We start from the raw sequence: 12,401 nt of genomic DNA, 5'->3' as shown, positions 1-12,401 counted from the left end.
ATTTTAATCGGCCATGCCGCGCAGGCGTTCGAATATAAATCGATAGGCTGCGATGGCAGCCAAGTAATCACCTTGTTCAATGTGGTCGATCGTCGATTGGATCTCGCGCCAGACATTGTCCTGTTCGCCGTTCAATTTGGCAAGCGGAACTCGCCTGGGCGCGTCTCTGTAATACTCCTTCACCAAAGCGCGCCCTTCGCCAGACCTAACCAAAACATCATCTCTAAAAACGGCGAAGCACTCGAAGTTCGTAGCAATTGTCTGGAAGGCCACGCATTTTGCATGCCGCGGTAGTAAGAAAGCACATTTTTTTCGCTCTCTGAGTTACCCTGGCTGGACGCGGTTTGCGCGCATCGGAGCGCTTGGCTCTCCATCTCCCGTCCTCGTTTCGAAAGCGGTTCTCCCCCTTATTCGGGCCAGTTTTCATTATCGGACGTTTAGTATCTTTCGGGGACTTCGCCATTGCAAAATCCCACCTGCAATACTCCAACTTCACGATGATAGAGGGGGCAGATTAAGCCAAATCTACCTATGACAAGTGCATCGAAGGGTAGTTACGTCCCGCACAACTGACTACGCCACCACAATCTTGTCGTTCCGAATCTTAAGCTTCGTTTCGCGGGCTCCTTTGCAGCACATGACAGAGCATGGTTGGCCGGTACGAGCCGACCTTCGTTGCACATACTTTGCCCAGCACTGTGCTGCGGCGTGCCTGTATATTCTGTTGGGCTTGGAGCCATCACTGCACCCCTTCGCTATAGGCCGTCTGACGCGAGCCAAAACCCCGCTTCAAGCAGGGTATTGTGGCAGGCGGGATTATTAAGTGATAGCGCCAGCCACAACTTCCTCTCACGTCCGAAAGAAACCTTTTGCCTGTCAAAAGGAAAAATTATGGCGATATACCGCTTCTACTGCAAAACCCGAAAGTTCTCGTGGGTTATGACGCGGAAGTTGTCAGAGACCTTGTCGCGGAATTTTGTCCATTCCTGCGGGATGGTTTCACGCATGAATGCAAGGATGGCGTCGGCGAACTGCTTCTGACTTGGGTAGTAGCGGTTGTGGGTAACGTATTGATGCAAGACAGCCCAAAGCCGCTCAATCGGATTGAGATGAGGGCAATAGGGTGGCAGCTGGATCAGATGGATACGGCAAGCTGTCTTGGCGAGGAAGGCTCTGACATCGGGTCCTTTGTGGTAGGCAGCGTTGTCCCAGATGACATGAATGATGCGCTTGTCAGGGTTGCGCTCCTCGATCTTGGTGAGAAGCTGCACGGCACTGACCCCGTCGACGGTTGTGGGCTCGACAAAGGGTGCATCGAAAGTTTCGAGGTTTACAGCCCCATGAATGTTCACACGACCGCGCCCTGCTGTGCTGAGAACCGCTGGATTTGATCCCACCTTCACCCAGCCGAATGCAGGCTTGGTCTGGTATTCCGGATGCACCGCATCGGCGAAGTAGACGGCTTCATCTGCTGGTAACTCACGCATCAGGCGTTCGTAGAATGCGATGAAAGCTGTCTGCTTTTCCGCAGATGCCACGCGCGGCAGAGGCTTGGGCTTGCGGTATTCAAAGCCCAGTCGGGCGAGAAGTTTGATGCAGCCAGAATGGGAGTAGTTCAGACCGCACTCAGCCGCGAGGTGAGCCCTGATCTCGACCGTCGAGCGACAGAAGCGCACTTGCAGCCATGCGCACAGCGCAGTCTCCTGTGCCTGCGTCATACGGGACTGGCCGCCTTTCCAGCCGTCGTAGGCAAGCGCATCCCAACCATCTTGCAGGTAGGTTTTATGCCAGCCCCGAATGGTATCGTCGTCCAGATAGAGAAATTTTGCGATCCGGGCACAGCTTTCCCCGTCGTCGAGCAGCAGGATCGCATTTGCCCGGCGGGCAATGCCGTGGTCCTCGCGCTGACGACGCACGCACGCCTCAAGCTCGAGGCGGTCTGCTGAGGAAAGAAAGCCGGGGCGGATCATAGGCGTAGCTGAATCGTTCCAAACCCAGCCGTCAAGTCACCAAATTCGGCTGCCGCAGGACTCCGAGTATAAAAGGAAAAATTATGGCCGGCGGCACAACCAGCCTACCCCACCACGCTTTACCCACATTTCGAATGCCCGCAGTTGGGGCAGGTCATGCAGCCTTCGTTCATGCGCATTCCATATTGGCCGCAGCTCGGGCAGGCCTGGCCGAGGGGGCGTTCTCCCACGGCCACTGCCTCAATATGCGGGTCGGACTTCAGGCCCATTCCCTCGCCTGCCAGAAAGCCGATGGCGATCATGTGGCGCTCGATAACCCCCCCGATCGCGGCCAGGATCGAAGGGACATAGCGGCCGCCCATCCAGGCCCCGCCGCGTGGGTCGAAGACGGCCTTCAATTCCTCGACCACAAAGCTGACATCGCCGCCGCGCCGGAAGACCGCGCTGATCATGCGGGTCAAGGCGACGGTCCAGGCAAAATGCTCCATGTTCTTGGAGTTGATGAAGATCTCGAAGGGGCGGCGATGGCCTGCCTGGATGATGTCGTTGATGGTGATATAGATCGCGTGTTCGCTGGCGGGCCATTTCAGCTTGTAGGTCGCGCCTTCCAGGGCGGCCGGCCGGTCCAGCGGCTCGGTCAGATAGACGACATCGGCCCCGGTATCGACCTGGGGGACCGCCTCGGCCTGTTCGCTGACCGACAGCACGCTGCCCGTCACGTCGTTCGGGCGATAGGTCGTGCAGCCCTTGCAGCCCAGATCCCAGGCGGACAGATAGACCTCCTTGAAATCCTCGAAGGAAATGTCGGGGGGGCAGTTGATCGTCTTGGAAATGGAACTGTCCACCCATTCCTGGGCTGCCGCCTGCATAGCGACGTGATCCTGGGGCGCCAAGGTCTGGGCATTCGCGAAATGGCCGGGCAAGGGTCCATCGCCATGCAGGTCGCGCCACATCTGGACGGCGTAATCGACGACCTCCTCCTCGGTCCGCGATCCGTCCTTTTGAAGAACCTTGCGGGTATAGGCATAGGCAAAGACCGGCTCGATCCCGCTGGACACGTTGCCCGCATAAAGGCTGATCGTCCCCGTGGGCGCGATGGATGTCAGCAGGGCGTTGCGGATCCCATAGGTCGCCACCGCGTCGCGCACATCCCCGTCCATCCTCCGCATGAAGCCCGAATCCAGGAACGCATCGCGGTCGAACAGTGGAAATGCCCCCTTTTCCCGCGCCAGATCCGCGCTGGCCAGATAGGCCGACCGCGCAATCGCTTTCATCCAGATGCGCGTCTGGTCCACCGCAGCCGGGGCGCCATAGCGCAGGCCCAGCATCAGCAGCGCATCGGCAAGGCCCGTGACACCCAGACCGATGCGGCGCTTGGCCTGCGCCTCGGCCGCCTGCTGCGGCAGGGGAAAGCGCGAGGCATCCACCACGTTGTCCATCATCCGCACGGCCACGCGAACCAAGTCGTCAAGCGCCGCCATGTCCAGCCGCGCCTGCGGGGTAAAAGGGTCGCCGACCAGCCGCGCCAGGTTCACCGATCCCAGAAGGCAGGCGCCATAGGGGGGCAGCGGCTGTTCCCCGCAGGGATTGGTGGCAGCGATGGTTTCCGCATAATGCAGGTTGTTCTGCTGGTTGATGCGGTCGATGAAGATCACGCCCGGTTCGGCATAATCATAGGTTGCGCGCATGATCCGGTTCCACAGATCGCGCGCCGGGACGGTCTGATAGACCCGGCCCCCGAAAACCAGATCCCAGGGCCCGTCCGCCTTGACCGCCTGCATGAAGGCATCCGTCACCAGCACCGACAGGTTGAACATGCGCAGCCGCGCGCTGTCCCGCTTGGCCCCGATGAAATCGCCGATATCAGGGTGATCGCAGCGCATGGTCGCCATCATCGCGCCCCGCCGTGACCCCGCAGACATGATCGTGCGGCACATTGAATCCCACACATCCATGAAGGACAGCGGGCCGGATGCATCGGCCGCCACCCCCCGAACCTCGGCCCCCTTGGGGCGCAGCGTGCTGAAATCATAGCCGATGCCGCCGCCCTGCTGCATGGTCAGCGCAGCCTCCTTCAGCGCATCGAAGATGCCCGCCATGCTGTCGGCGATGGTGCCCATGACGAAACAGTTGAACAACGTGACCGACCGCCCGGTGCCGGCCCCTGCCAGAATCCGGCCTGCGGGCAGAAACCTGAAATCCTGCAATGCGGCATAGAAGCGATCTTCCCATTCCGCGGGATTCGCCTCGACCTGCGCCAGATCGCGCGCGACGCGGCGCCAGCTATCCTCGACCGTGGCATCAAGAGCGCGGCCCTCGACATCCTTCAGCCGGTATTTCATGTCCCAGATTTGTTCGGCAATGGGCGCGGCAAAGCGGGTCATGACGGGTCCCTAGGGGCTGCGAAAGGTTATCCTACCAAATATGGTCCAATCGGTCGCACGATCAAGCGACAAGACCTTGGCGCACGGCTTCTTCGCAAGCAAAGGCCAGCGTCTTGCGCGTCTGCCCGGCGACCGGAATGGGATCATGCAGGATAACCGTCGCGGTTCCCTGACGCCGCGCCGCAAGCACGGCCAGCAGATGCGGCCCTAGGTCCATGTCGCCCCACCAGCCATAGAAACGCGGATCGGCCCCTTCGGGCGCCTGGTAAACCGTGCTGGCCGGCTGGATCGCCAGTCCCCGTGGCAGCGCCGGGTCCAGGAACCCCTGGAACAGCGTCGGCTTGAAGGGCAGCAGGCGCCGCCCGTCGGTCGAGGTGCCTTCGGGAAAGAACAGCAACCGGTGGCCTGCGCTGATGCGCGCCGCGAATTCACCGGCCTGGGCCTGGGCCAGCCGGGGATCGCGGACGACGAAATGGGTGTTCGTCACCCGCGTCAGGATATTGATGCCTGGCCAGCCCGCGACCTCGGACTTGCTGACGAAAAACACCGGCATGGCAGCGTTCAGCACCAGGATGTCCAGCCAGCTTGAATGGTTGGCCACGACCGCGCCGGGGCCGCGCATGGGCACCCCCAGCCGCTGCCAGCGGATGCCGATGCAGGCCAGAGCCAGGCGGCAGACGATCTGCACCAACGGTCCTGTCCAGGGGCGGCGTTGACCGTGGAACAGACGCTCGATCCCGCGCAAGGGCAGGATCAGCAGCACGCCCACCAGCAGCGCCAGAACCGCACTCGCACCCCGGCGCAGAACCCGAATCCAATCGCGCAAGTCTTGGGGTCGGGCCACAGGCGGCACTGCGTCGCGCCAGGTCGCATCGCCTCGCCCTGGATCAACGGAAGACGGCGGGATCATTGCGGCTGCCAGCGGCTTTCATAGAACTGTCGGTGCTTGTCCGACATCGCGGCGGTGTCCATCAGCAGAAACACGTCGGTGGTGTTGAAGGCGCGGTCTATGAACGCCCCCTCGCCCACCATGCCGCCCAGCCGCAGATAGGCCTTGATCAGCGCGGGCATCCCGATCAGCGCGGCGCGCCGGTCCAGCCTGTCGGCGGGGATCAGGTCCATGCTGTGAAACCCCTCGGGCTGCGCGCGGGGGCGCAGGTCCGAGGGCGCAAGATGATGGTGGTGCAGCCAACTGAGCGAAGGCGCCAGCGTCGCCGGATCGGTGCCGTGAAAGCTGGCCACGCCGAACAGGACTTGGATCCCATGGTCCAGCACATAATCGGCAAGCGCATTCCATAACAGGAACATCCCCGACCCGCCCCGGCAGGACGGATCGACGCAGGACCGGCCCAGTTCCAGCAGCGGCCGCCCGGACTGGCGCAGCGGCGTCAAATCGTATTCCGCATCGCAGTAAAAACGCCCGAAATCTTGGGCCCGGTCGCCGCGCAGCAGGCGATACACGCCCACCACATGGTCTAGGTCGTCCGCAGACCGGCGGTTGTCGATCAGGCACAGGTGGTCCACGACGGGATCGAAGTCGTCGCGTTCCAGCCGTCGGTCGTGATCGACCAGGGGACCGTCGCCGCCCAGTTCCTCGACGAAGACGCGATAGCGCAGGCGCTGCGCGGCCAGCAGATCCTGTTCCGACACAGCCAGGCGGATGTCGAAAAAGGATGGGTCGGATTTGGTGCGGGCGGCAGCGGCGGACATGGGCATCGCGGTCCTTCTATGGCGCAAGGCCGGGCATTGCAACGATGCAGCAGGCTGCCACAAACGTCATGGACAGCCGCAAGACGGCTTGCGCCAGACAATCAAAGGTTGCAATCGTTCTGCATGAACCGCTTAGCCGCCGTGCGACCAGACGATATCCAGTGAAACCCGCCTGCCGTCTATCACCTGCTTTCCGGCTTCGGCGAAATTGACCGTGATCCGGTCGCCGATGCGTGATTGCACCTGGCCTTCCCCCCATTCGGGCGCGCCGGGATGTCTGACGATCATGCCGGGTTCCAGGATTTCGTTCACGGCAAACCCCCTTCGTGACTTCGTGAAAGGTAACGCCGCATGACCCCCGATACAACGCGCATCGCGCAGGCCGATCTGGCGCAACTGCTTGGCTCGCGGCTGTGCCATGACCTGGTCTCACCTTTGGGGGCCATCGGCAACGGGGTGGAACTGCTGGAAATGTCGCCGGAATTTCCGGGCATCGGCGCCAGTCCCGAACTCATGCTGATCGCGGAATCGGTGGCGGCGGCACGCGCGCGCATCCAGTTGTTCCGCGTGGCGTTCGGTCAGGTACAAGGCGATCAACGCGTGTCTCGGGCAAGTCTGGCGCAACTTCTGGACGGCTTTTCTGGTCAGGGCCGCCTGCGTGTCCAACTGGAGGCCGAGGGCGATTTCGCCCGCGTGGAACTGCGCATGATCATGCTGGCAATGATGTGTCTGGAAAGCGCCCTGCCTTGGGGAGGTGCCGTCACGGTGGTCCATGACGGGGGCCGGTGGCGGCTGGTGGGACAGGCCGACCGGGTCAAGCAGGATCCCGCCCTGTGGGCCTGGCTGGGCGGCGACGATCCCCGGACCCCCGCCCCGTCCGAGGTTCACTTTGCCCTTCTGGCCCAAGCCCTTGCCGATGCAAACCGCCAGCCTGCCTGGGATATGGACGAAAAGGGGGCCGAGATCGCATTCTGATCCCGGCCACGGTCCAGGCCCAGGGAATCAGGCGCGAATCGTCCCGTCGCCCCGGACCAGGTATTTGAAGCTGGTCAGTTGTTCCGCCCCCACCGGACCACGCGCGTGCATCTTGCCCGTGGCGATGCCGATTTCCGCGCCCATTCCGAATTCCCCGCCATCGGCGAACTGGGTCGAGGCGTTGTGCATCAGGATCGCACTGTCCAGTCCGGCCAGGAACCGCTGCGCTGTCGCGTCATCTTCGGTCAGGATCGATTCGGTATGCTGGCTGCCATACCGGCGGATATGGGCGATGGCCTCGTCCACGCCATCGACCAGCCTTGCGGCAATGATCATGTCCAGGAATTCACGCCCGAAGTCGTCGGGCTGCGCCGGAACCGTGCCCGGTATCCCCGCCAGGGCTTCATCCGCGCGGACCTCGACCCCCGCCTCCAGCAGGGCCTCGATCAACGCGGGACCGTGCTTGGCGTGATAGGCTTGGTCGATCAGCAGGCATTCCGCCGCGCCGCAGATGCCGGTGCGACGGGTCTTGGCGTTCAACACCACGCGAAGCGCCTTCTCTGGGTCGGCGGCGGCATCGACATAGATGTGGCAGATGCCTTCCAGATGCGCAAAGACCGGCACCCGCGCCTCGCGCTGAACCAGCCCGACCAAGCCCTTGCCGCCGCGCGGAATGATCACGTCGATCAGCCCTTGCGCTTGCAGCATGGCGGTTACGGCGTCACGGTCGCGGGTCGGCACAAGCTGGATCGCGGCTTCGGGCAGACCCGCCTGGCGCAGCCCTTCGACCATGCAGGCGTGGATCGCACGGGCGGAATGCAGGCTTTCCGACCCGCCCCGCAGGATCACCGCGTTGCCGGATTTCAACGCCAGGGCGCCCGCATCTGCGGTCACGTTCGGACGGCTTTCATAGATGACACCGATCACGCCGATGGGGGTGCGGACCCGTTGGATATGCAGCCCGTTCGGGCGGTCCCATTCTGCCACGACCTCGCCCACCGGATCGGGCTGTTCGGCTACGGCGCGCAGCCCGTCCTCGATGCCGCGCAGGCGGTCGGGATCCAGGCGCAGCCTGTCCAGCATGGATTCGGCTAGGCCCTTGTCGCGGCCAAACTGCATATCCTTTTCGTTCGCAGCCAGGATGTCGGCCTGACGATCCCGCAGCGCATCGGCGGCGCGGATCAGGGCCGTGTGCTTCTGCCCGGCTGTGGCCTGCGCCAAAGCCACCGCCGCCGCGCGCGCGGCCTCGCCCATCCGGGCGATCAGCGCCGTTGCGTTGTCTTGGTCGGTCATGCCAGTGTCCATTCGCAATCCTCCGCCAGCGGGGTTACGTCTTAGCGGACAAGCACAGGAAATGTTAGATCAAAAAAGGGGGATATGGCGCGGTTGACGGGGCTCGAACCCGCGACCCCCGGCGTGACAGGCCGGTACTCTAACCAACTGAGCTACAACCGCGCATATATCCGGGCGAATGGTGTGTGTGGCGCGGTTGACGGGGCTCGAACCCGCGACCCCCGGCGTGACAGGCCGGTACTCTAACCAACTGAGCTACAACCGCACACTCACCACCCCGACAGATCGCCCTTCGGGGTGAGGGGCGGTTTACGCAGACACATCGCCCCCGTCAAGGGCGCGTCGGAAAAAATCGGCGCGTGCGGCGCGGATAACTGATCCGCCCGCCGCAACAGGGTGCGGGAACACCGGTCGTGGAAGGCCCCGAGGTCGGCAATCCTTGCAGGACACGCGCAGCCAGCCAGCCAAAGGCCTGCGCTTCCAGCATATCACCGTCCAGGCCCGCAGCCTCGACCTTCTGGACATCGCAGGGCAGCGCCATCGCCAGGTGTTCCATGATCACGAGGTTATGCCGCCCACCGCCGCAAACCAGCACGGCGGCAGGAACGGAGGGCAGCCAGCGGAACCCGGCCGCGACCGCGCCTGTCAAGGCGGCAACCAGGGTGGCGGCGGCATCGGCATCCGACAGCGGTTCCACGGAGGCGACAAGGCCCGCGAACTGGTCGCGGTCCAGCGACTTGGGTGGCGGGCGGTCGAACCAGCGATGGCTCAGAAAATCCGCGACGATGCCGTCATCCGCCCGGCCCGCGGCGGCAAGCGCACCGTCCGCATCGTGACTGCGGCGCAGCCTGCGCCGTGTTAGGTCGTTGATCGGCGCATTGGCTGGTCCGGTGTCGAAGGCGAGGCAGGCCCCCGCCGCTTCAGGCGCTGGCGCCGTGGGATCGACCCAGGTGATGTTGCCCACCCCGCCCAGGTTCAGGAAAGCCACCGGCTGCGCGGGCAGCAGCCCCTGCCCCGCAGCCCAGGCCGCGCAGGCCCAATGGAAGAACGGCGCCAAAGGCGCGCCTTCGCCACCCTGGCGCACATCTTCGGTCCGAAAATTCCAGACGACCGGGCGATCCGCCTGCCGCGCCAGCAGCGCGCCGTCGCCCGCCTGATGCGTCCCCCTGCCCTGCGGATCATGGGCCAGGGTCTGGCCGTGATAGCCGATCAACTCGGCTTCGGGAAAATCGGCGGCTAGGGCCATGTGGCTTTCAACCGAGATTGCAGCGGCGTCTGCCACCCCCGCCGCTCCCGGCCAGCGGCCAAGCGCCCCATGCAGCGCAGCGGATTCGTTGTCAGAGTAAGCGCGGAACCCGCTGCGGCCAAAACCGCCGATCCGCACGCCGTCGGTTTCGATCATCGCCGCGTCCACCCCGTCCATCGAGGTGCCCGACATCATTCCCAGAACCCGGATCATCGCGCTTTTCCTTCCCTGCCCTAGCCGGTATATCCGCCCCGACCAGAAGGAAGAAGCCCATGACCTTTCAGCCCAAGTCCGATTTCCTGCGCGTGATGATCGAGCGCGGCTATGTCGCCGATTGCACGGATTATGCGGCACTGGACGGGGCGCTGCTGGAGGGGCCGGTCACGGCCTATATCGGCTATGACGCGACGGCGGCGTCGCTGCACGTCGGCCATCTGCTGAACATCATGATGCTGCGGTGGTTCCAGAAGACCGGCAACCGCCCGATCACGCTGATGGGCGGGGGCACGACCAAGGTGGGCGACCCGTCCTTCCGGTCCGAGGAACGACCCTTGCTGGACGATGCCGCGATCCAGTCCAATATCGACGGGATGCAGCAGGTTTTTGCGCGCTATCTGTCCTATGGCGACAACGCGGCCACCATGCTGAACAATGCCGAATGGCTGGACGGGCTGAACTATCTGGAATTCCTGCGTGACATCGGGCGCCATTTCAGCGTCAACCGGATGCTGTCCTTTGAATCGGTCAAATCCCGGCTGGATCGCGAACAGTCGCTGTCCTTCCTGGAATTCAACTACATGATCCTGCAGGCCTATGACTTCCTGGAACTGCACCGCCGCTATGGCTGCCGGTTGCAGATGGGCGGGTCGGATCAATGGGGCAATATCGTCAACGGCATAGACCTGACCCGGCGGGTGGACGATGCGGTGGTCTGGGGGCTGACCTCTCCGCTGCTGACGACCAGCGACGGGCGCAAGATGGGCAAGTCGGCCGGTGGTGCCGTCTGGCTGAACGGGGCGATGCTGTCGCCCTATGACTTCTGGCAGTTCTGGCGCAACACCACGGATGCCGATGTTGGGCGGTTCCTGAAGCTGTACACCGAACTGCCGGTCAGCGAATGCGACCGTCTGGGCGCCCTGCAAGGGTCCGAGATCAACGAGGCCAAGATCCGCCTGGCGAACGAGGTCACGACCCTGCTGCACGGGGCGGACGCCGCGGCCCGCGCCGAGGCAACCGCGCGCGAGGTCTTTGAACAGGGCGGCGCGGGGGGTGACCTGGAAACCGCGATGGTTCCTGCCGATGTGCTGTCAGGCGGCCTGACCGTGGCGCAACTGCTGGTGCAGACGGGCATCACGGCTTCGGGAAAAGAGGCCAAGCGCCTGATCGCCGAGGGGGGGTTGCGGCTGAACAACCAGGCAGTGTCCGATCCGCAGATGGTGGTGGACGCGGCGCTGATCGGGGACGGGCTGAAGGTGTCGGTGGGCAAGAAGAAGCACCGGATGGTCCAGATCGGCTGATGCATCTGCTGCATGGCAGCATTGCAAGGGGGGTTTACGCTGCGTCGCAGCAATGGACACCATGGCATACCGCCCCTATCTTTCATCGTGGGAGAACCACTTCGACCCGAAAGACATGACAATGGCACAAGACACACAACCCCTCAGCATCAGCGCCCGCAAGTTGCAGGCCCAGGCCGATGCCGTGCTGGATCAGATGTTCGCTTATTTCACCCGCGAGGAAGCACCGCGCGTGATCGAAACGCGCCGCGCAGCCTAAGCGCGACACCCTGACCAGCAGTATTTCCCGGGGGCGTTCGCGCCCCCTTTGCATGTCTGTGCCTCGGCATCCCTAGCGAGCCACGGCGCGGGGCCAGCCATTTGCCCGCAGCCGTGAAAGTGCCGCCACCAAGGCCTGCCTGTCTGCAAATGGCCCGGCAAGGATCGCCTTGCCAGGATTGTCCTTCACCTTCTGATCGCGCTGCGCCGTGCGATAGCCCAAGCCTGCCAAGCGTCGCAATGCCGCCATCGCATTGGCCTCATCGGCATAGGTGCCGATCTCCACATACCGGGCATTGGCCGGGATCATCTCGACCATGGCTGATTTTTCAGCCTTGGAGGTTGCCAGCCTGCGAGCGACGACAGAGGCAGGCCTGGGCCCCGACTCACGCGGGCGCACAGCCTGGCGGGTTGTGGGATCGGCTGACAGGTTGGCGGGCGTTTCGGTTTCCACTGCGGGGGTCGATGTCGCGGTCGTTCCTGTGATCTGCGGCATGGGATCGGGCGCTGTCATGCCGGGACAAAGACCCTGCGTCACATCACCCCCGATGATCGCTTTCTGACCCGCCACTGGACGGTAGCCAAGCCGCGCGCAAAGGCCATCGGGCGCTTGCCCCGCCATGGCGCTGCGCAGCCGGGCCTCCAGGTCGATCTGGTCCTGCAAGGTCGCATCCAGCACCGCCTGCGCAGGGTCGAGAGGGATGTCGGCCTTGGGCGTCGCCGGGGCATCCGTTACCAGATCGCCGGATTTCAACCCTTGGGCCAGAACCTCGACCAAGGCTTCCTCGGGCGACGGCGGGGCTTCAACAGGCGTCGTGTCGGCCAAGGCCGGCAGGCTAGGGGGAAAACCGCAGATCGGTGCGCCCTGCTTGTCCGTCCGGGGTTCCCAGGCTTCGCCCTTGCGAACAAAGACGCAGCCGGACCTGTCGATATATTGCGCGCCCGGGAAGTCCCCGGGCGGGGGCGGCTCGGGCATTGCCAAGATCCGTCCCGGCAGCAAAATCACCAGCACCATCCAACGCAAGACCCACATTCGCCACCCGCGATT

General features: G+C 63.6%; 12 protein-coding genes and 2 tRNA genes. 3 read left to right on the top strand and 11 right to left on the bottom strand.

The window, feature by feature from the left end; all coding sequences use genetic code 11:
• Nucleotides 1–3: 3 nt before the first annotated feature.
• The 6 genes from LZ585_RS06770 to LZ585_RS06745 form a co-directional block, all read right to left on the bottom strand.
• Nucleotides 4–273, bottom strand: coding sequence for a hypothetical protein (locus LZ585_RS06770; protein ID WP_234855623.1), 270 nt, complete (start codon nt 271–273; stop codon nt 4–6).
• Nucleotides 274–908: 635 nt separating this feature from the next.
• Nucleotides 909–1,970, bottom strand: a complete 1,062-nt coding sequence (locus LZ585_RS06765) for an IS630 family transposase (RefSeq protein WP_234853247.1) — start codon at nt 1,968–1,970, stop codon at nt 909–911.
• A gap of 119 nt (nt 1,971–2,089) precedes the next feature.
• Entirely contained in the window at nt 2,090–4,354 is a 2,265-nt protein-coding gene (locus LZ585_RS06760) for an adenosylcobalamin-dependent ribonucleoside-diphosphate reductase (RefSeq protein WP_234855622.1), read from the bottom strand.
• Between the two features lie 61 nt (nt 4,355–4,415).
• On the bottom strand, nt 4,416–5,264 hold the full coding sequence (locus tag LZ585_RS06755; RefSeq protein ID WP_390625105.1) for a lysophospholipid acyltransferase family protein: 849 nt from the start codon (nt 5,262–5,264) through the stop codon (nt 4,416–4,418).
• Entirely contained in the window at nt 5,261–6,070 is an 810-nt protein-coding gene (locus LZ585_RS06750; RefSeq protein ID WP_234855620.1) for a GNAT family N-acetyltransferase, read from the bottom strand. The genes LZ585_RS06755 and LZ585_RS06750 overlap by 4 nt, the downstream gene beginning before the upstream one ends.
• Nucleotides 6,071–6,196: 126 nt before the next feature.
• On the bottom strand, nt 6,197–6,376 hold the full coding sequence (locus LZ585_RS06745) for a DUF3553 domain-containing protein (protein ID WP_234855619.1): 180 nt from the start codon (nt 6,374–6,376) through the stop codon (nt 6,197–6,199).
• 39 nt (nt 6,377–6,415) lie between these two features.
• Between LZ585_RS06745 and LZ585_RS06740 the strand changes: the two genes are divergently transcribed.
• Nucleotides 6,416–7,039: a histidine phosphotransferase family protein gene (locus tag LZ585_RS06740; protein ID WP_234855618.1), complete on the top strand. Its 624-nt coding sequence runs from the start codon at nt 6,416–6,418 to the stop codon at nt 7,037–7,039.
• Between the two features lie 27 nt (nt 7,040–7,066).
• On the opposite strand, the gene LZ585_RS06735 is transcribed toward LZ585_RS06740, so the two are convergent.
• From LZ585_RS06735 to LZ585_RS06720, 4 genes are all read right to left on the bottom strand, one after another.
• A complete protein-coding gene (locus tag LZ585_RS06735; RefSeq protein ID WP_234855617.1) occupies nt 7,067–8,332 on the bottom strand; it encodes a glutamate-5-semialdehyde dehydrogenase in 1,266 nt (421 codons plus the stop codon).
• An 85-nt stretch (nt 8,333–8,417) separates the two neighbouring features.
• Nucleotides 8,418–8,494, bottom strand: a tRNA-Asp gene (locus tag LZ585_RS06730).
• A gap of 26 nt (nt 8,495–8,520) precedes the next feature.
• Nucleotides 8,521–8,597, bottom strand: a tRNA-Asp gene (locus LZ585_RS06725).
• Nucleotides 8,598–8,663: 66 nt separating this feature from the next.
• A complete protein-coding gene (locus tag LZ585_RS06720; protein ID WP_234855616.1) occupies nt 8,664–9,791 on the bottom strand; it encodes an anhydro-N-acetylmuramic acid kinase in 1,128 nt (375 codons plus the stop codon).
• A gap of 59 nt (nt 9,792–9,850) precedes the next feature.
• Here LZ585_RS06720 and tyrS point away from each other — a divergent pair, with 59 nt between their 5' ends.
• Nucleotides 9,851–11,095 (top strand): tyrosine--tRNA ligase, encoded by a 1,245-nt coding sequence (gene tyrS / locus LZ585_RS06715; RefSeq protein WP_234855615.1) that lies wholly within the window; start codon nt 9,851–9,853, stop codon nt 11,093–11,095.
• 121 nt (nt 11,096–11,216) lie between these two features.
• Nucleotides 11,217–11,354, top strand: coding sequence for a hypothetical protein (locus tag LZ585_RS06710; protein WP_234855614.1), 138 nt, complete (start codon nt 11,217–11,219; stop codon nt 11,352–11,354).
• Between the two features lie 72 nt (nt 11,355–11,426).
• Here LZ585_RS06710 and LZ585_RS06705 read toward each other — a convergent pair whose 3' ends face one another.
• On the bottom strand, nt 11,427–12,386 hold the full coding sequence (locus LZ585_RS06705) for an SPOR domain-containing protein (RefSeq protein ID WP_234855613.1): 960 nt from the start codon (nt 12,384–12,386) through the stop codon (nt 11,427–11,429).
• Nucleotides 12,387–12,401: the final 15 nt, after the last annotated feature.

This window comes from Paracoccus everestensis (genome assembly GCF_021491915.1).
Taxonomy (GTDB): domain Bacteria; phylum Pseudomonadota; class Alphaproteobacteria; order Rhodobacterales; family Rhodobacteraceae; genus Paracoccus; species Paracoccus everestensis.
This window is presented reverse-complemented; position numbering and strand designations above follow the sequence as displayed.